Annotated in this window: 15 protein-coding genes; 10 read left to right on the top strand and 5 right to left on the bottom strand. The window is 68.0% G+C overall.

The window, feature by feature from the left end; translation table 11 throughout:
• Positions 1-256 precede the first annotated feature (256 nt).
• From EJ903_RS07950 to EJ903_RS07930, 5 genes are all read left to right on the top strand, one after another.
• The gene (locus tag EJ903_RS07950) at positions 257-1,699 is read left to right on the top strand and encodes a helix-turn-helix domain-containing protein (RefSeq protein ID WP_126613857.1); all 1,443 of its coding nucleotides are present in this window, start codon (positions 257-259) and stop codon (positions 1,697-1,699) included.
• Positions 1,700-1,922: 223 nt separating this feature from the next.
• Positions 1,923-2,696: a ferredoxin--NADP reductase gene (locus EJ903_RS07945; RefSeq protein ID WP_126613855.1), complete on the top strand. Its 774-nt coding sequence runs from the start codon at positions 1,923-1,925 to the stop codon at positions 2,694-2,696.
• Between the two features lie 183 nt (positions 2,697-2,879).
• Entirely contained in the window at positions 2,880-4,646 is a 1,767-nt protein-coding gene (locus EJ903_RS07940; RefSeq protein WP_126613853.1) for a glycoside hydrolase family 17 protein, read from the top strand.
• 141 nt (positions 4,647-4,787) lie between these two features.
• A complete protein-coding gene (locus tag EJ903_RS07935; RefSeq protein WP_126613851.1) occupies positions 4,788-5,417 on the top strand; it encodes a LysE family translocator in 630 nt (209 codons plus the stop codon).
• A gap of 126 nt (positions 5,418-5,543) precedes the next feature.
• Positions 5,544-7,106 (top strand): HD domain-containing phosphohydrolase, encoded by a 1,563-nt coding sequence (locus EJ903_RS07930; RefSeq protein ID WP_126613849.1) that lies wholly within the window; start codon positions 5,544-5,546, stop codon positions 7,104-7,106.
• 58 nt (positions 7,107-7,164) lie between these two features.
• On the opposite strand, the gene dapB is transcribed toward EJ903_RS07930, so the two are convergent.
• Together dapB and znuA are read right to left on the bottom strand one after the other, a co-directional pair.
• Positions 7,165-7,962, bottom strand: coding sequence for a 4-hydroxy-tetrahydrodipicolinate reductase (gene dapB / locus EJ903_RS07925; RefSeq protein ID WP_126613847.1), 798 nt, complete (start codon positions 7,960-7,962; stop codon positions 7,165-7,167).
• 127 nt (positions 7,963-8,089) lie between these two features.
• A complete protein-coding gene (gene znuA / locus EJ903_RS07920; protein WP_126613846.1) occupies positions 8,090-9,073 on the bottom strand; it encodes a zinc ABC transporter substrate-binding protein ZnuA in 984 nt (327 codons plus the stop codon).
• A gap of 89 nt (positions 9,074-9,162) precedes the next feature.
• Here znuA and znuC point away from each other — a divergent pair, with 89 nt between their 5' ends.
• From znuC to EJ903_RS26940, 3 genes are read left to right on the top strand one after another with little or no spacing between them, the layout of a single operon-like run.
• Positions 9,163-10,002 (top strand): zinc ABC transporter ATP-binding protein ZnuC, encoded by an 840-nt coding sequence (znuC, locus tag EJ903_RS07915; protein WP_126613844.1) that lies wholly within the window; start codon positions 9,163-9,165, stop codon positions 10,000-10,002.
• Positions 9,995-10,780 (top strand): zinc ABC transporter permease subunit ZnuB, encoded by a 786-nt coding sequence (znuB, locus tag EJ903_RS07910; RefSeq protein WP_126613843.1) that lies wholly within the window; start codon positions 9,995-9,997, stop codon positions 10,778-10,780. The genes znuC and znuB overlap by 8 nt, the downstream gene beginning before the upstream one ends.
• Positions 10,781-10,804: 24 nt before the next feature.
• Positions 10,805-10,978 carry a hypothetical protein gene (locus EJ903_RS26940; RefSeq protein WP_158627895.1) on the top strand — a complete coding sequence of 58 codons (174 nt, stop codon included), beginning with the start codon at positions 10,805-10,807 and terminating at the stop codon, positions 10,976-10,978.
• Positions 10,979-11,135: 157 nt separating this feature from the next.
• Here the strand turns inward: EJ903_RS26940 and EJ903_RS07905 are convergent, their stop codons facing one another.
• The 3 genes from EJ903_RS07905 to glnK all read right to left on the bottom strand — a co-directional run bounded on the left by EJ903_RS07905 (position 11,136) and on the right by glnK (position 15,837).
• Positions 11,136-13,769, bottom strand: coding sequence for a DNA translocase FtsK (locus EJ903_RS07905; protein ID WP_246015335.1), 2,634 nt, complete (start codon positions 13,767-13,769; stop codon positions 11,136-11,138).
• 169 nt (positions 13,770-13,938) lie between these two features.
• On the bottom strand, positions 13,939-15,192 hold the full coding sequence (locus tag EJ903_RS07900; RefSeq protein ID WP_126613841.1) for an aminotransferase class I/II-fold pyridoxal phosphate-dependent enzyme: 1,254 nt from the start codon (positions 15,190-15,192) through the stop codon (positions 13,939-13,941).
• 306 nt (positions 15,193-15,498) lie between these two features.
• Positions 15,499-15,837, bottom strand: a complete 339-nt coding sequence (glnK, locus tag EJ903_RS07895) for a P-II family nitrogen regulator (RefSeq protein WP_119831484.1) — start codon at positions 15,835-15,837, stop codon at positions 15,499-15,501.
• Positions 15,838-16,181: 344 nt separating this feature from the next.
• On the opposite strand from glnK, the gene EJ903_RS07890 reads away from it, so the two are divergent.
• Both EJ903_RS07890 and EJ903_RS07885 read left to right on the top strand, forming a co-directional pair.
• On the top strand, positions 16,182-17,474 hold the full coding sequence (locus tag EJ903_RS07890) for a UbiH/UbiF/VisC/COQ6 family ubiquinone biosynthesis hydroxylase (RefSeq protein WP_126613839.1): 1,293 nt from the start codon (positions 16,182-16,184) through the stop codon (positions 17,472-17,474).
• Between the two features lie 143 nt (positions 17,475-17,617).
• Positions 17,618-18,268: a LolA family protein gene (locus EJ903_RS07885; protein ID WP_126613837.1), complete on the top strand. Its 651-nt coding sequence runs from the start codon at positions 17,618-17,620 to the stop codon at positions 18,266-18,268.
• The last annotated feature ends 2 nt before the right edge of the window (positions 18,269-18,270 follow it).

Here is an 18,270-nt window from a genome sequence, read left to right as displayed (position 1 = left end):
CTGGTTCAGGGGGCGAATGAAAATCCTCGGGGCGGGCCTTTTTTCGGTCCCGACGCTCGTTGCCGAGCCTTGTTTGGGTGCCGTTGGCTTTGCAGCGCGGCCATGGACAAAGTGTTACGCCCGCCCCCTGTGCGTTGCAATAAGCCCTTGTTTGTAAAAAGGTCCGTTTGTAAACTGCTGTCTCAAACTTTTTGTAAATCGGTAAAGTTTGTAAATCCGCACAGGCGGTGCCGGGCGGCGGTTGGGGGCGACGGGCATGGACAAAAAAGCGATGCTGGGGCCGAAGGTGCGGCGGCTGCGCCGCGATCAGGGCCTGACCCAGGCGCAGATGGCCGACCAGTTGGGCATCTCCCCCAGCTATCTGAACCTGATCGAGCACAACCAACGCCCGGTCACGGTCCCGCTGCTGCTGAAGCTGGGGCAGAATTTCGGCGTCGACCTCCAGGCCTTCGCCGAGGATGAGGAAAGCCGCCTTGTCGCCGGTCTGCGCGAGGTGTTCGCCGACCCGCTGTTCAACGGCTCCGACATCAAGAACCAGGATTTCCGCGAACTGGCCGCCGTTGCCCCCACGCTGGGGCAGGCGGTGGTTGCGCTCTATCGCGGTTTCCGCAGCGCGCGCGACGATCTGCAAGCCCTGTCGGAACGGGTGGCCGACCGCGAAAAGCTGCATCTGGTCCAGGGCAGCGGTTTTCCCCAGGACGAGGTCCGCGACCTGTTCCAGGCCCACTCCAACCATTTCCCGGAACTGGAGGACGCCGCCGACGCGCTGTGGAAGGACGGCAATCTGGAGCGCGGCGATCTCTATCGCGGTCTGGTCGATTGGTTGAACACCCAGCACAGCGTCCGCGTCCGCCTGCTGCCGTCGGAGGTGATGGGCTACGCCGTCCGCCGCTTCGACCGCCACAGCCGCCGGGTGCTGCTGTCGGAGATGCTGGCCCCGTCGGGGCGCAGCTTCCAGCTCGCCTGTCAGATCGCCCTGTTGCGGCACCGCGAGTTGCTGAACCGCATCGTCGAGGCCGCCAACCTGTCGGACGACGAGGCCCGGCGGTTGGCCCGCATCGGTCTGGCCAATTATTTCGCCGCCGCCGTGCTGATGCCCTACCAACGCTTCCACGAGGCCGCCACCGCCGTTCGTTACGATATCGAAATATTGCGGAGGCGGTTCGATGCGTCGTTTGAGCAGGTGTGCCAGCGCCTGACCACCCTGCACCGCAGCGGGGCGAAGGGGGTTCCCTTCTTCTTCATGCGGGTGGACAGCGCCGGCAACGTGTCCAAGCGCTTCTCCGGGGCCGGATTCCACTTCGCCCGCTTTGGCGGCGGCTGCCCGCGCTGGATCGTTTACGAAGCGTTCCGAACACCGGGCAAGGTGCACAGCCAGGTCGCCCAGATGCCGGACGGGACCACCTGGTTTTCCATCGCCCGCACCGTGGTCAAGGCCGGGGGTGGCCACCGCAGCCCGCCGCAGCAATTCGCCATCGCGCTGGGCTGCGACGCCCACCACGCCGCGCACGTCACCTATGCGGATGGCATTGATCTGGCCAACACCGAAGCGGCGACCCCCATCGGTGTGAATTGCCGCCTGTGCCCGCGCCTGGATTGTTCTCAGCGGGCGTTTCCGCCGTTGAATCATCGGCTTATCGTGGATGAGAACCTGCGCGGCCTGTCCCCCTATCTGTTCGCCCCGCCCAGCGCGGAATGACGGATGGATTGATCTGGATCAAGGTTTCACGCTGATTTCAGTGTTGTATGTGTCCAGACTCGCCCGCTGGCTTGGTATAAAGCCGTGGCCTTCGGGCGGAATTGTTGCTAGGTTTTGGCCGCTGCGTGGAGGCAGCCCCCGTTCCGCCACCTGAACGCACGCCCGAACCCGAAAGCTGGCCCCGAAAGCCAGCCCTGGCATCGCCACAGTCTTTGGAATCTCCATGAGCAACCTCATTCAGGAGCGCGTGCTGCGCGTTCACCACTGGACCGACACGCTGTTCACCTTCACCACCACCCGTGACCCGTCCTTCCGCTTTCTGCCGGGCCAGTTCACGATGATCGGTCTTGAGGTGAACGGGCGCCCGCTGCTGCGCGCCTACAGCCTGGTCAGCGCCCATTACGAAGAGACTCTGGAGTTCTTCAGCATCAAGGTGCCGGACGGACCGTTGACCTCGCGGCTTCAGCACCTGAAGGAAGGCGACACGGTTCTGGTCAACCGCAAGGCGACCGGCACGCTGATTTCCGACAATCTGACGCCGGGGCGGAACCTGTATCTGCTCAGCACCGGCACCGGTCTGGCCCCCTTCCTCAGCATCATCAAGGACCCCGAGCTGTACGAGAAGTACGAGCGGGTGATCCTGACCCACGGGACCCGCACGGTCGCCGAACTGGCCTATGACGATTTGATCCAACACGAGCTGCCGGAGAACGAGTTCTTTGGCGAGCAGGTGAAGGAAAAGCTGCTCTATTACCCCACCGTGACGCGCGAGCCGTTCCGCAACAGCGGCCGCCTGACCACGCTGATGGAAACCGGCAAGCTGTACAGCGATCTCGGCCTGCCCGAACTGGATCCGGCGCACGACCGCGTGATGATCTGCGGCAGCCCGGCGATGCTGGCCGAAACCTCGGCGATGATGGAGCGCAAGGGCTTCGTCATGGGGACCAACGGCGAGCCGGGGAATTACGTGATCGAAAAGGCGTTCGTCGAGCGTTGATCGAAACGCTGTCGAGCACACTGATGGAATAGAGCGGGTCCGCCCGCTGTTGATCGGGGACAACCATCCCCAACCTGGAACCGGCGCGTTTCCCCCAGATGGGAAACGCGCCTTTCTTTTGCCGGTTTGCGCCGCCCTACCCTGTCTTCAACCCGCCCCGTCTTTGGTGTAGACATCCCGCCCATGCGACTGATCCCGATCCTTGCCGCGATTCTCGTCGTCGGCCTTGCGAACCTCGCCGTGTGGTCCTTGCCGAACCGGCCGGTTCCCCTTGAACCGCCGCCCGGCGGCAAGCTGCGAAGCGTGTCCTTCGCCCCCTTCCGCGACGGCCAAAGCCCGCTGACGCAGGTCTTCCCCAGCCCGGCGCAGATCGAGGAGGACATCGCCGCACTCGCCCCGCAGGTGGCGGGCATCCGCACCTACACCTCGCTCGAAGGCTTGCAGATCGTGCCGGAACTGGCGCGCAAGCACGGGCTTCAGGTGACGATGGGGGCGTGGCTGTCGTCCAAGGCGGAGAAGAACGAGGCGGAGATCGCCTCCCTCATCGATCTGGCCAACCGCTACCCCGACACCATCACCCGCGTCATCGTCGGCAACGAGGTGCTGCTGCGCCGCGAACTGACGCCCGAACAGGTCACGGGCTACATCGACCGGGTCAAGGCGGCGGTCAAACAGCCGGTGTCCTACGCCGACGTCTGGGAATGGTGGCTGAAATACCCGCAGATCGCGGACCATGTCGATTACCTGACCATTCATCTGCTGCCCTATTGGGAGGACGTCCCGGCCGGAGTCGCCGGGGCGACGGAGCGCATCCGCTCCTCCTACCACGTCATCGCCCAGCGTTTTCCGGGCAAGCCGATCCTGGTTGGGGAAACCGGTTGGCCGACGGCGGGCCGATCGCGCGGGGCCGCCGTGCCGGGGCTGGTCAACAAGGCGCTGTTCGTCAACGGCTTCGTCCGGTTGGCCGCGCAGGAAGGCTTTGATTACAATGTGATCGAAGCCTTCGATCAGGAATGGAAAGCCAAGCTGGAGGGGACCGTCGGCGGCCATTGGGGCCTGTATGGGGCCGACCGCGTGGCGAAATTCTCCCTGGCCGGACCGGTGGTGGAAAACCGCGACTGGCCCCGGCTCTATGGCCTGTCGAGCGGGCTGGCGCTGCTGCTGCTGGCCGGGCTGGCCCTGCGCGGCGGGCGCGTCAGCAACGCCGGGTGGCTGGGGCTGGCGCTGTTGACGCAAGCGCTGTCCAGCGCCTTTGTCCACGCCGTCCACGCCGCGCTGCACGGCAAGCATTATTGGCACGACACCGCGCTCGCCGCCGTCATGCTGACCGTCACCGCCCTGCTGTCGCTGGCCGTGCTGTTGAGCGCGCAACGCGCTCTGGCGGGCGGCGGTCTGGCGCGCGAACCGCTGGCCGGGTTGCGGGTTCCGCGCCCGGCGCTGTCGGGGGTCGAGTCGCTGGGCCGGTGGACCGCGCTGGCCATCACCGGCCTGTCGCTGGTCTGGGCCGCCCTGATCGTCTGGGATGGCCGCTACCGCGATTTCCCCAACGTCTACGCCGTGATGCCGGTGGTTGGGCTGCTGGCCCTGGGCCTGATCCGCGCCGCGCGCCGTCCGGCGGGGGCTGGTGTTGCGGCGGCCTGGGCCATCGACGGGCTGTTCCGCCCGGCGGTCCCGACCACCGACGCCCCGGCCCGCTGCCTGTGCGGGGCCGTCCGCCGCCTGCCGGTCGAGTCGCTGCTCGCCGCCGGGTTGCTGCTGACCGCCGCCCTGACCGTGCTGGCGGAAGGGTTTGTGCCGCTGGAATCGCTGATTTACGGCCAGCTTCCCTTCCTGCAGGCGCTGCACGAGGTCGATTGGACCCAGCCGAACCGGGAGGCGCTGGCCTGGGCCGCCCTGCAAGCCCTGCTGGCGATCCCCTACGCCGCCGGGGTGCTGACGGCCAAGCGCTGATCCCGCAAGACACGGTCCGCCGCGCAACGCTGTGGTTGCGTGGCGGACCGGGCTGTGGATTGATGGACGGGTTCGTGTGCCCACCCCCGGCGTGATCCGTGGCCCGATCCGTGGCCCGGCCGCCGATTGAGGATCCGTCCGATGTCCCTGGAACTCTGGCTGGCCTTCGCCGCCGCCTCCACCATCATGCTGCTGATTCCGGGGCCGACGGTGCTGATCGTCGTGTCCTACGCGCTGGGTCATGGCCGCCGGTCGGCGATGGCGACGGTGGCCGGGGTGGCGCTGGGTGATTTCACCGCCATGACCGCCTCCATGCTGGGGCTGGGCGTTCTGCTCTCCACCTCCGCCGCGCTGTTCACCGGGCTGAAATGGCTGGGGGCCGCCTATCTGGTCTATCTCGGCGTCAAGCTGTGGCGCGCGCCGACCACGCTGGGGACCGACTCCGCCGACCAGCCGGACGTCGCACCGTTGCGGATGCTGCTGCACACCTACGCCGTCACCGCGCTGAACCCGAAAAGCATCGTCTTCTTCGTGGCGTTCCTGCCGCAGTTCCTGGACACCGCCCAGCCGCTGGCCGCCCAGATGGTGGTCATGGAACTCACCTTCCTGGTGCTGGCAACGCTGAACGCCACGCTGTACGCCCTGTTGGCGGCGGCGGCGCGCAAGGCGGTGCGCACGCCGTCGGTCCAGCGCGCGGTCAACCGCACCGGCGGGTCGCTGCTGATCGGGGCCGGGCTGCTGACCGCCGCCTGGAAAAAGGCGGCGGCGTAAGACGATCCACACTCAGGGGCAGTCCGCCGTTGACAGCCTTGCGTTGCTAATCCGAAAATTGTCACTCCCGGTGCGCGGCGGCGCGGTCGTGGGGCAAGGTCTTAGAACGCAAAGGATACGGAATCGATGGTCGGCCCGGCAGCGGCGGAAGACGCCAACGACGATCTGCTGTTCGCCGACGAGTCTTCCGACGGCGACGCGACGGACGGACGCCGCAACCCGCCCTGGCTGATCCTGATCGTCGATGACGACCACGAGGTCCACGCCATCACCCGTGTGGTGCTGGGCGACGCCAGCTTTGAAAACCGCGAGCTGCGGTTCCTGTCCGCCTATTCCGCCAAGGACGCCCGCGCGATTCTGGCCGCCCAGCGCGACATCGCCGTGATCCTGCTGGATGTGGTGATGGAAACGGACGACGCCGGGTTGACCCTGGTCCGCCACATCCGCGACAATCTGGGCAACCGTCAGGTCCGCATCATCCTGCGCACCGGCCAGCCGGGCCAGGCACCGGAACGGCAGGTCATCGCCGCCTACGACATCAACGATTACAAGGCCAAGAGCGAGCTGACCGCGCAAAAGCTCTACACCGCCACCGTCGCCGCCCTGCGCTCCTACCAGCATATTTCGCTGATCGAGCGTGGGCGGCAGGGGATGGAAGCGGTGCTGGAGGCCGCCGACCATCTGTTCGCCCAACCCACCCAGGCCCGCTTTTGCGAGGCTGTGACCGCAAGATTGGCCGCGCTGCTGCCGCAACCCGGCGCGGTCCTGCTCTGCGCCGATGGCCCGGACGGCCCCCGTCGGTTGTCAGCGGCCACCACCGGCCCCGGCGCGCCCGCGCCCACCGTGCCGGACGCCGCGCAGGCGGATGTGCACGCCACCCTGCGCGACGGTCTGCCCCGCTGGACCGACGGTCACGCCGTGGTTCCCCTGCGCAACCGCCGACAGGCCCCGCACGCCCTGTGCGTTCTGACCGACACCCCGCTGCCCGAGGTGGAGCAACGGTTGATCGACCTGTACGCGGGCAAGGCCGGCAGCGGGTTGGACACGCTGCATCTGCTGGAACGGCTGCAAGAGGCGCAGGTGGCCACCGTCCACGCGCTGGGCAAGCTGGCCGAATACAAGGACGAAGTCACCGGCGACCATGTGAAGCGGCTGGGCCGCTGGGCCACCGCCATCGCCCACGAGCTGCGCGCCCGCAACCTGTTCACCGACGAGCTGGACGACGAGTTTTGCGGCATGATCGGCCTGGCCAGCGTCCTGCACGACGTGGGCAAGGTCGCCATTCCCGACGCCATTTTGCGCAAGCCGGGGCGGCTCGACCCTGACGAGATGACCCAGATGCGCGAACACGCCGCCATCGGCGGCAGCATCCTGCGGGACGCCGGAGGGGCGGGGGAGCGCAATTGCCTGACGATGGGGGCGGAGATCGCCGAAAGCCATCACGAGAAGTTCGACGGCAGCGGCTACCCCCATGGCCTGAGCGGCGACGCCATCCCGCTGGCCGGGCGCATCGTCGCCGTCGCCGATGTGTTCGACGCGCTGCTCCACCGCCGCCCCTACAAAAAGGCGTGGGAGGCTGAGGAGGTGCTGGATCTGCTGCGCGGCGAGTCGGGCCGCCATTTCGACCCGCGCGTGGTGGACGCCTTCCTGGCCGTGCTGGCGCGCGACGGGCTGCCGCAGGTGGCCTGACCGGGCAGGGTCGCCCGGACCGCCGCCCACCGCACGCCGCCCGCAACACAGCCAAACCTCACATGCCCAGAACGTCCTTCATGCTGTAGAGGCCGGGGGTCTTGTCGCGCGCCCACAGCGCGGCGCGCACCGCGCCCTTGGCGTAGATCTGGCGGCCCGATCCCTTGTGCGTCAGCTCGATCCGTTCGCCATCCCCGGCGAAGATCACGACATGGTCGCCAATGACGTCACCGCCACGCAGGGTGGCAAAGCCGATCTCGCCGCGCGGGCGCACGCCGGTGATGCCGTCGCGGGTCTTCTGCCACACGTCTTCCAGCGCCACCCCACGCCCCGCCGCCGCCGCGCGGCCCAGCCCCAACGCGGTGCCCGACGGTGCATCCACCTTGTTGCGGTGGTGCATTTCCAGAATGTCGATGTCGTAGCCGTCATCGAGCTTGCTGGCCACCTGCTCGACCAGCGCCAACAGCAGATTGACGCCCAAGGACATGTTGGGCGACTGGATGATGGCGGTGTGGGTCGCCGCCTGGACAATCGCCGCCTGCTGCGCCGGGTTCAGGCCGGTGGTCCCGATCACCAGCGCGGTTTCCGCCTGGGCGGCCAGCGCGGCGTGACGCTCCGTCGATTCCGGGGTGGAGAAATCGATCACCGCGTCGGCCTGGGCGAACAGCACCACCGGATCATCGATGGCGGTCACGCCCTGCGCCTCGATCCCGGCGAGCAGGCCCAGATCCTTGCCGATGGCGGAGCCGCCCACCTTGTCGGTGCCGCCGATCAGCGTGCAGCCCGCCGTCGCCGTGATTTCCCGAACCAGCATCTGGCCCATGCGCCCCGCGCAGCCGATGACACCGATCTTCATGACGCCACACTCCCTGACCAAACAGCCGGACATTCCGGACTCAAGGCTTTAGCACAGGGAGGGGCCGGGCTTAACCCCCCTTTGACCGATCCGGCGGGGAGACACCCGGCGTCGCAGAGTCAGACCGTCACGCCCCCAGGCAACCGCGCAGCGACGCCGCCAGATTGCGCAGCAGCGTGGCGTAGAGCGCCGGGCCTTCGGCCAGTTCCGCCCCTTCGGGGTCGAGCACGCCGGTCTTGGCCTTGGTCCCTTCGGCCACGGTGCGGATCAGGGCCGGTTCGAACTGCGGTTCGGCGAAGACGCAGGCCGCATCGAGGCCGCTGATCTTGGCGCGGATGGCCGACAGGCGCTTGGCCGACGGGCGGCGGTCCGGGTTGACGGTGATGGAGCCGACCGCCGACAGGTTGTAGCGGTCCTCGAAATACTGATAGGCGTCGTGGAAGACGACGAAGGGCTTGCCCGCCACCGGCGCCAGCGCCGCTTTCAACTCCGCGTCCAGCGCATCGATGGCCTGCAACGTCTTGTCGGCGTTGGTGCGGTAGGCTTCGGCGTTGGCCGGATCCTTGGCCGCCAGCGCGTCGGCAGTCAGGGTGACGATGCGGCGGGCGTTGGTCGGGTCGAGCCAGATGTGCGTGTTGACCTCGTCATGATCGTGGTCGTCGTGCTTGGCCGCTTTGGCGTCCTTGCCCTTGGCCTCGTGCTTGTGGTCGTGGCCATGGTTGTGCTCGTGCCCATGGTCGTGCGCCTCCCACGCCCCGCCTTCGCGGGCGTCGAGCAGCCGCATGCCCTTGGCCTCCATCAGCGTCAGAACGGTGGCCTTGCGGGCGTTCGACGACAGCGGCTTTTCCAGAAAGCCTTCCATCTCCGGCCCGATCCACACCACCAGATCCGCCGCCGACAGGCTCTTCGCGTCCGACGGTTTCAGCGTGTAGGTGTGGGGGGACGCCCCGCCGCGCACCAGCAGCGCCGGTTCGCCCACGCCCTGCATGACCGACGCCACCAGGGAATGGATCGGCTTGATCGACACGACGACCTTGGGCGCGTCGGCCAGAGCCGACCCCGCCGCCAGCATCAGGGCGGCAACCGCCGAAAAGCACGCGATACGGCGCATGGGAGCAATCCTTTTTGACATTCTGGACAGGGCCACGCTTTGAGCGCATAGGAGAAAACCCGCCCCCATGTGTCACGTTATAACATAACATGTCAACCACCCACCCCCACCGTCACACGCATGCCACACCCGCCCCCGCCACGCCCGCCCCCAGCGGGGGGACGCCGCCGGGCGACCCGCTGGTGTGGACGGAAAACCTGTCGGTGCGGCTGGGCGGGCGGCTTGTCCTGTCCGGTATCACCATGGCGGTCCAACCGGGCGAGGTGGTGACGCTGATCGGCCCGAACGGAGCGGGGAAAACCACGCTGGCCCGCGCCGTGCTGGGTCTGGTCCGCCCGTCCGACGGGCGGGTGCGGCGCCGCCCCGGCCTGCGCGTCGGCTACATGCCGCAGCGGTTGACGGTGGACGCCACCCTGCCGCTGACCGTCCGCCGCTTCCTCGCCCTCTGGCGTCCGGTGACGCCGGAGCGCATCGCCGAGGCGCTGGAGGAGGCGGGCGTCACCCGTTTGGCCGACGCCGCCGTGCAAACCCTGTCGGGCGGGGAGATGCAGCGGGTGCTGCTGGCCCGCGCGCTGCTGGGCGACCCACAATTGCTGGTGCTGGACGAGCCGGACCAGGCGGTGGACGTCCATGGTCAGGCCGAACTCTTCGCCCGCATCGAGCAGGTGCGCCGCCGCCACCGTTGCGGCGTGCTGCTGGTCAGCCACGATCTGCACACGGTGATGGCCCGCACCGACCGGGTGATCTGCCTGAACGGCCATGTCTGTTGCCACGGACGGCCGGAGGATGTCAGCCGCCACCCCGAATACCACGCCCTGTTCGGCCGCCACGCGGCGGAACTGGCGGTCTATCTGCACCACCACGACCACGCTCACGATCCCGACCGTGGCGTCGTGTCCGGTCACGATGGGGATTGCTGCCATGGATGAGTTTCTGATCCGCGCGCTCGCCGCCGGGTGCGGCATCGCCCTGCTGGCCGGGCCGCTGGGATCCTTCATCGTCTGGCGGCGGATGGCCTATTTCGGCGACACCCTGTCCCACTCCGCCCTGCTGGGGGTGACGCTGGGCTTTCTGCTGGGCGTGAACCCGATGATCGGGGTGATGGTGGTGTGCGTGGCCCTGGCCCTGGCCCTGGTGGCCTTGCAGCGGCGGCGCACGCTGGCCGCCGACACGCTGCTGGGCATCCTGTCGCACGGTTCGCTGTCGCTGGGGCTGGTGGCCCTGGCCTTTCTGGAAACGCTGCGCGTCGATCTGATGGCCTATCTGTTCGGCGACATCCTGTCGGTGACGGTCAACGATCTGGTGTGGATCTACAGCGGCGGGGCGGTGGCGCTGACCGGTCTGGCCCTGCTGTGGCGGCGGTTGCTGGCCGTCACGGTGGACGAGGATTTGGCGCGGGTGGAAGGCATGCCGGTGGACGCCCTGCGTCTGGCCTTCATGCTGCTGATCGCCATGGTGATCGCCATCGCCATGAAGATCGTCGGCATCCTGCTCATCACCTCGCTGCTCATCATCCCGGCGGCCTCGGCCCGCCGCTTCACCCGCACGCCCGAACAGATGGCGGCCCTGGCCTCCGTCTTCGGCGTCGCCGCCGTGGTGGCCGGTCTGCTGGCCTCGCTGGCCTGGGATCTGCCGGGCGGCCCCAGCGTGGTGGTGGCGGCGGCCAGCCTGTTCCTGGCCGGATCGCTGCTGCCGATGCGCGGGTAACAGCCGCCGAGGGAACATCCCTCGGTGGAACACAATTGTGTTCTTGCGCATTTTTGTCAAAATCAGGCGGCGGACGCGATGGCGGACTGGCCGCCATCGCCGCCGCACTACCGGGAGGTGCTGAGGATGGAGAAGATCCTCGCTCTCCTGATCCTGGTGCTGGAGATCGTCAAGCGGTTGCTTGACCTTCTGCACTAAGATCGGGCGGGCGGACGGGGGAAAGCAGCCCCTGTCCGCCTACCCCCAATATTGGTGAGCGAACCGGCGGTTGTCAATCCACGCCCCAACAACCTGCACGCGGTCAGAAACGGCCTGACCGCTGTGTTCATGCACCACGCAGGCTCCGCGCTCGCCGTCACTCGTCGATGTTGCGGGCCAGGACGTCGCGCTTGCCGGAATGGTTGGGTTTGCTGACGACGCCCTCGGTCTCCATCCGTTCGATCAGGCGGGCGGCGGAGTTGTAGCCGATGCGCAATTGCCGTTGGATGAAGCTGGTGGACGCCTTGCGCTCGCGGCAGACGACGGCGACGGCCTTGTCGTAGAGATCGTCGCCCGATCCGCCGCCGGTGGCCGACAGCGCCCCACCCTCGTCGTAACCGCCCTCGCCGTCCTCGTCCTCGGTGATCGAGTCGACGTAGTTCGGCTCGCCCTGCGCCTTCAGGAAGCGGACGACCTGCTCCACCTCGCTGTCGGAGACGAAGGGGCCATGGACGCGCGTCACCCGCCCGCCCCCGGCCATGTAGAGCATGTCGCCCTGACCCAGAAGCTGTTCGGCCCCCTGTTCGCCCAGGATGGTGCGGCTGTCGATCTTGCTCGTCACCTGGAAGCTGATGCGGGTGGGGAAATTGGCCTTGATGGTGCCGGTGATGACGTCCACCGACGGGCGTTGCGTCGCCATGATCAGGTGGATGCCAGCCGCGCGCGCCATCTGGGCCAAGCGCTGGATCGCCGCCTCGATGTCCTTGCCCGCCACCAGCATCAGATCGGCCATCTCATCGACGATGACGACGATGTAGGGCAGTTCGGTGAGATCGAGCGGCTGTTCCTCGAACAGCGGCTTGCCGGTGTCGGGATCGAAGCCGGTCTGCACCCGGCGGGTCAGCGACTCGCCATCCTCGCGGGCTTCGCGCAGGCGGGCGTTGTAGCCCTCGATGTTGCGCACGCCCAGCTTGGACATGTTGCGGTAGCGGTCCTCCATCTCCCGCACCGCCCATTTCAGGGCGACCACCGCCTTTTTCGGATCGGTGACGACCGGGGTCAGCAAATGCGGGATGCCCTCATAGACCGAGAGTTCCAGCATCTTGGGATCGACCATGATGAAGCGGCAGCGCTCCGGCGGCAGCCGGTACAGCAGCGACAGGATCATGGTGTTGATGGCAACCGACTTGCCCGACCCGGTGGTGCCAGCGACCAGCAGATGGGGGAAGCGGGCGAGGTCGGCGACCACCGGGTGCCCGCCGATGTCCTTGCCCAGCGCCAGCGCCAGCTTGCAACCGCTCTTCTCGATGCTCTCCGACGCCAGCAGCTCGCGCAGCAGCACGGTTTCGCGGCGCGCGTTGGGCAGTTCGATGCCGATGACGTTGCGCCCGGACACCACGGCGACGCGCACCGACACCGCGCTCATCGAACGGGCGATGTCGTCGGCCAGCCCGATGACGCGCGAGGATTTGGTGCCGGGGGCGGGTTCCAGCTCGTACAGGGTGACGACCGGGCCGGGATGGACCTTCCGCACCTCGCCCCGCACGCCGAAATCGCTGAAGACGCTTTCCAACTGGCGGGCGTTGCGCTGCAACTGCGCCTCGTCCACCTGCTCGCCGCGCACGCCGGGGGGCGGGGCTTGCAGCAGGGTCAGCGGCGGCAGCTCGTAACTCTCCTCCTCGTCCTCCTCCATCAGATCCAGCGGCAGGGAGCGTTGGGCCGGGGGGGCCTCCGGCTTGCGGGTGACGATGGGGATCGGGCGCACGGCCTTGTCGTCTTCATCAGCGGTCAAGGGACGAAGCGGGGCGGCGTCCAGACCGGCGGGGGGAACCTGCGCCGGGCCGTGGGCGTCGGTGCGCGGCTCCTCGCCAAAGCTGGGCGCAGCGCGGGTGCGCCGCTCCAGGCCGGGGGAACGGCGCACCAGCGCCTCGTCCACCGCGCCGCTGGCGGTCTGGAGCGCCGATTGCGCCGCGTTGCGCGCCGCCGCCACGCCGCGCCGCCCCACCGTGTTGACGGCGTAATGCGCGCCGCGCGCGGCGTACCGGCTGGCCTTGACCGTACCCGACCCCAACGCCTTGAATCCGGAAACCCATTCGGCGATGGACAGGCCCGCCGCCAGGAACAGCACGAAGCCGCCGGAAAAGGCGGCGACCGTCGCCACCATCGGCGTGCCGCCGAACAGGTTGGTCACGCCGCGCAGCATCACCGCGCCGACGCTGCCGCCGGGCAGGGCCGCGAGCGGGTCGGACGACACCGTGGTCAGCCCGGCCAGCGCCATCGCCACCAGGATCACGCCCCACAGCGCCAGCACCGTGCGGAACATCGGGTTGCCCAGGCTGCGCTGCGCCCCCAGCCGCCAGCCCCAGAACATAGGGACCAGCGCGATGACGAAGGACGCCCAGCCCAGTGATTGGATCAGCACATCGGCCAGATAGGCCCCCGGCAGGCCGAACAGGTTGTGGATGGTTTCAACCTCGGCGGGGACCGAGTTCCAGGACGGATCCGACGGGTCGTAGCTGCCCAGCAGCACCATCAGCATCAGCCCGAACAGACCCATGACAAAGCCCATCGCTTCGCGGGCGCGGGCCACCACCAGCCGCCGCATGGCGGGGGAGAAGAAGGGCGCGGCCTGTTCGCGGGCGCTGGGCGCGCGGGCGCGGTCCTTGGGGGCGTCCTGCCCGACAATCTTTTGCTCGGCGATCTTTTCATCGCGCGCGCCCAGACGGGCGGCGGCGGTCCGCCCCAGGCTGGGCCGGGGGCGCGCGGAAGGAGGACCGGCGGGTCGGGCCATGGGTCGAAACCTCGTTCTCGGTCCGCCCGGCTCATCGGGAGCGGGGCGGACGGCAGCGGTCAAAACACAAACGATCGAAACACGAACTCACAGGAACAGCGCAACGGGGGAACAGCGCCTTGGACCGCCGTCAGCCGCCCCGGATCAGCCCCCCAGGGTCATCCCAGGATCAGCCCAGAATGCGGACGATGGACGCGCAGGCGGCGGCGATGGTGTCGGCGTCCTGCACCAGCGCCACGCGGATGAAGGCGGCGCCGGGGTTCGGCTCGCCCGGGTTGTTGCGGGCCAGATAGGCCCCGGGCAGCACGCGCAGCGCGCCGTCGGCCCACAGCCGCTTGGCCGCGTCTTCGCCGTCGCCCACCTCCAACCACAGGAAGAAGCCGCCATCCGGGCGGTAATAGCCGTAACGGCCCTGCAATTCGGCCTCGGCGGCGGCGAACTTCGCGCGGTACAGGCGGCGGTTCTCCTCCACATGCGCCTCGTCGCGCCACAGGGCGGTGCTGGCCGCCACCACCGGCAGCGGCATGCCCGCGTTGGCGTAGCTGCGCAGGCGGGAGAAACGCCCCAACAGCACGGGATCCCCGGCGACGAAGCCCGACCGCAGCCCCGCCGCGCTCGACCGTTTGGACAGGGAATGGAACACCAGCAGGTTCGACCAGGGCGTGCCGCCGTGCGGCAGCGCGGCCGCGACCTGGAGCGCGCCGACCGGCGGGCGGTCCAGATAGATTTCGGCGTAGCATTCATCCACCGCCAGGACAAAGCCATACTCCCGCGCCAGCCCGATGGCCTTGGCGAGATAGGCGGCGGACGCGGCGGCCCCCTGCGGGTTGGCCGGGGTGCAGAGGTAGAACAGGGCGGTGCGTTCCAGCAGCTCCGGCGTCAGGGCGTCGAGGTCGGGCAGGAAGCCGGTCTCGCGCGTGCCCGACAGGAAGACCGGCTCGGCCCCCGCCAGCACGGCGGCCCCCTCATAGGGGGCGTAGAAGGGGTTCGGCATCAGAACGGCGGGCTGGCGACCGGCCTTTTGCGGCGGAACCGCCAGCAGGGCCAGCATGAACAGCGCCTCGCGCGTGCCCGAGACCGGCAGAACGGAGGAGTCGGCGTGCAGCAGCCCGGCGGGCAGCGCGTAGCGGCGGGTCAGCCAATCGCCAACGGCCGCGCGGAATTCGGGGGTGGCCCCAACCGGCGGGTATTTGCCCCACCCGGCGGTGTGGGCGCGCAGCGTTTCGTCGATCAGGGCGGGGGGCGTGTGCTGGGGTTCGCCAACCGACAGCATGACCGGGGCGACGTTGGCGCGCGGCGTGACATCGGCCAGCAGATTGGCCAGCCGGGTGAAGGGATAATCGGTCAGCCGGTCAAGACGGTCGTTGCCGATCGCCTCGCTGAACACGGCACCGGAATGAACGCTGAAATCGGCAGACACCATAACGCCGCACACCTTTCCCAATCCGCACAGGCCCACGTCGCCGCACAGGCCGGTTTTTCGACGAAAACCGACGTCGAAAACCGCCCCCGCGACAACGCGGTCGATCCTATCGGCGGAACCGGGAGGGAACAAGTCTGCAAAGCCGGTCCGGTCGCGCCGAATCCAGGCAAGAACCATTCGAAAAGACACACAGCGCGCCGTCCGGATCCGCCCCCCGCAGAGGCGAACCCGGACCAGGGCCGACAATCATCCACCACCGACCGCCGCCCCGGCACACCGGAACAGGGCCGCCACGGTGGACAAGGATCAGAGCGCCTCGCCGTTGGTCTCGCCGGTGCGGATGCGCACGGCTTGGGCAATTTCCAGAACGAAGATCTTGCCGTCGCCGATGCGGCCGGTGTTGGCGGCCTTCTGGATCGCCTCGACCACCTGTTCGAACTGGTCGTCGGACACGGCGACCTCGACCTTCACCTTGGGCAGGAAGCTCACCGAGTATTCCGCACCACGGTAGATCTCCGTCTGGCCCTTCTGCCGACCGAAACCCTTGACCTCGCTGACGGTCAAGCCCTGGATGCCAAGCGACGTCAGCGCCTCGCGCACTTCGTCGAGCTTGAACGGCTTGATGATGGCCATAACCAGTTTCATGTGGCTTCCCCTAAAAAGCGTTGTTCCGGTCCTGGCCGATCAGATCGACCCGTCTGGGTTCTTCCCGTCCGCCGGTTTGGCGGGGGGCGTCCCGTTCGGATTCGAGCCTGTTCGTCTCGACCGCAAAAATCAATGGCTTCAAGAATCGTGCCGCAAGATTTCTACCGCAAGCGCGAGGGGATGCCTGCGGATTGGGCGCTTAAAACGGCATCATATGCCTTTTTTTTGTTCAGCGACAATCTGTCCGTCGCTGGATGCGCGCCGCCGCACTGGACATCGGCCCGGCGGAGGACAATTGTCCATCGCACCTCACGCCAGGATCGCGAAGCAAAGGACAGCACATCATGGCCGAATCGGGCAACCCGAGCGCGCAGACGCCCCCCACCGACGCCACCGGCACCCCGCCGTCCACCGATGTGGTGACGACCGATGTGGTGGTTTTGGGCGGCGGCCTGGCCGGTCTTTCCATGGCGGCGGCGTTGGCGACGGCGGGCGTCCCGGTGGTCTGCATCGACCAGGACAGCCCCGACCGGCAGGCCGACGCGGCCTATGACATCCGCACCACCGCCATCGCCTACGCCTCGATGAAGGTGCTGGAGGGGGCGGGCGTGTGGACACACATGGCCGACCACGCCGGGCCGATGCTCGACATCCGCATCGCCGACCAGTTTTCGCCGCTGTTCGTCCATTACGACCACACCGAACTCGCGGTGGACGGCGAACACCGGCCCTTTGGCTGGATTCTCGACAACAAGGACATGCGCCGCGCGCTGTTCGCCCGCGCGGCCGAACTGCCGGGCCTGATCCACATCGCCCCGGCCAAGGCCACCGCCGTCACCCGCAACCGCAGCGGGGCCAGCGTGACCCTGGCCGACGGGCGGACGGTGCGGGCCAAGCTGGTGATCGGGGCGGACGGCCGCAAATCGCTGGCGCGCGAGGGAGCGGGCATCAAGGTCCGGCGCTGGGCCTACGACCAGAGCGCCATCATCTGCACCATCCGCCATTCCCAGCCCAACAAGGGCATCGCGGTGGAGCATTTCCTGCCCAACGGCCCCTTCGCCGTCCTGCCGATGACCGAGAACCGCTGCTCCATCGTGTGGAGCGAAAAGACGGCGCTGGTCAAACGCTACCTCGATCTGCCCGACGACCAGTTCATCGAGGAGCTGACCCGGCGCTCCGGCGGCTATCTGGGCGACATCACCCTGGCGACCCGGCGCGAGGCGTGGCCGCTGTCGGTGCTGCTGGCCGAACGCTTCATCGCCGACCGGCTGGCCCTGATCGGCGAGGCCGCCCACGCCATCCACCCCATCGCGGGCCAGGGGCTGAATCTGGGGCTGCGCGACGTCGCCGCCCTGGCCGAGGTGATCGTGGACGCCCACCGGCTGGGGCTGGACGTTGGCGGGCCGGAGGTGCTGGCCCGTTTCCAACGCTGGCGGCGTTTCGACACCGTGCTGCTGGCGGCGGTGTGCGACGGGCTGGTGCATCTCTTCTCCAACAACATCCCACCGATCCGGCTGGCCCGCGATCTGGGCATGGGGTTGGTCAACCGCCTGCCGCCGGTCAAACGCTTCTTCATGCGCCACGCCATGGGCATCGTCGGCGACCTGCCCCGGATGATTCGCGGCCAGCCGCTGTAAGGCACGGATGGGCGTCCCCGGTCTTCGCACCGGGGGCGTCCACACCGGCAAATCAGCCCTTGGCTTTCCGGCCCGTCCGCCTTATGTCCGCCACAACGCCCGGTTATGACGGTCGGGTTGATGCTGTCCAGGGATGACCGCCCGTGCTTGCCCGCTTCCTCGCCGCCCTTCTGCTGACCGCCGGCGCGCTGACCGCGCCCGCCCCGGCCCTTGCCGCCCCGCCCGTCGCCGCCACGCTGTCGGCGCAGGACAAGGCCGCCATCGCCCAGGTCGAGCAGTATCTGAACGGCGTCCAAAGCCTTCAGTCCAAATTCGTCCAGGTCGCCAACGACGGACGGCAGGCCACCGGCACCTTTTATCTGTCGCGGCCCGGCAAGATGCGGCTGGAGTACGACAAGCCGATCACCGACTTCGTCGTCGCCGACGGCACCTTCATCTTTTATTGGGACGGCGAGATGCGGCAGCAGTCGAGCGCGCCCATCGGCACCACCATGGCCGACGTCATCCTGCGCAAGGCGATCAAGCTGTCGGGCGACGTGACCGTCACCAACGTGTTCCAGGCCCCCGGCGTCGTCGAGGTCAGCCTGGTTGAAACCAAGGAGGCGGGCAAAGGGACCATGACGCTGGTGTTCGAGGATCGCCCCTTCCAACTGCGCAAATGGCGCGTGCTCGACGCCCAGGGTCTGACGACCGAGGTCGCCTTGCTGAACCCGCGCACCGATGTCACCCTCCCATCCGATTTGTTCTATTTCAAGGAACCCAAAGCCGGATCGGATTACGGTAAGAGCAACTGATC

The organism is Azospirillum griseum, assembly GCF_003966125.1.
Lineage (GTDB): Bacteria > Pseudomonadota > Alphaproteobacteria > Azospirillales > Azospirillaceae > Azospirillum > Azospirillum griseum.
The sequence above is the reverse complement of the archived record's forward strand: the minus strand, read 5'-3'. Positions and strand labels throughout refer to the sequence as shown.

Bases quoted from the DNA above. Each gene is read 5' to 3' on its own strand.
- znuB (WP_126613843.1), top strand. From the start codon at position 9,995: ATGGATGAGTTTCTGATCCGCGCGCTCGCCGCCGGGTGCGGCATCGCC.
- EJ903_RS07945 (WP_126613855.1), top strand. From the start codon at position 1,923: ATGAGCAACCTCATTCAGGAGCGCGTGCTGCGCGTTCACCACTGGACC.
- znuA (WP_126613846.1), bottom strand. From the start codon at position 9,073: ATGCGCCGTATCGCGTGCTTTTCGGCGGTTGCCGCCCTGATGCTGGCG.
- glnK (WP_119831484.1), bottom strand. From the start codon at position 15,837: ATGAAACTGGTTATGGCCATCATCAAGCCGTTCAAGCTCGACGAAGTG.
- EJ903_RS07930 (WP_126613849.1), top strand. From the start codon at position 5,544: ATGGTCGGCCCGGCAGCGGCGGAAGACGCCAACGACGATCTGCTGTTC.
- dapB (WP_126613847.1), bottom strand. From the start codon at position 7,962: ATGAAGATCGGTGTCATCGGCTGCGCGGGGCGCATGGGCCAGATGCTG.
- EJ903_RS07940 (WP_126613853.1), top strand. From the start codon at position 2,880: ATGCGACTGATCCCGATCCTTGCCGCGATTCTCGTCGTCGGCCTTGCG.
- EJ903_RS07950 (WP_126613857.1), top strand. From the start codon at position 257: ATGGACAAAAAAGCGATGCTGGGGCCGAAGGTGCGGCGGCTGCGCCGC.
- EJ903_RS07935 (WP_126613851.1), top strand. From the start codon at position 4,788: ATGTCCCTGGAACTCTGGCTGGCCTTCGCCGCCGCCTCCACCATCATG.
- EJ903_RS07905 (WP_246015335.1), bottom strand. From the start codon at position 13,769: ATGGCCCGACCCGCCGGTCCTCCTTCCGCGCGCCCCCGGCCCAGCCTG.
- EJ903_RS07900 (WP_126613841.1), bottom strand. From the start codon at position 15,192: ATGGTGTCTGCCGATTTCAGCGTTCATTCCGGTGCCGTGTTCAGCGAG.
- EJ903_RS07890 (WP_126613839.1), top strand. From the start codon at position 16,182: ATGGCCGAATCGGGCAACCCGAGCGCGCAGACGCCCCCCACCGACGCC.
- znuC (WP_126613844.1), top strand. From the start codon at position 9,163: ATGTCAACCACCCACCCCCACCGTCACACGCATGCCACACCCGCCCCC.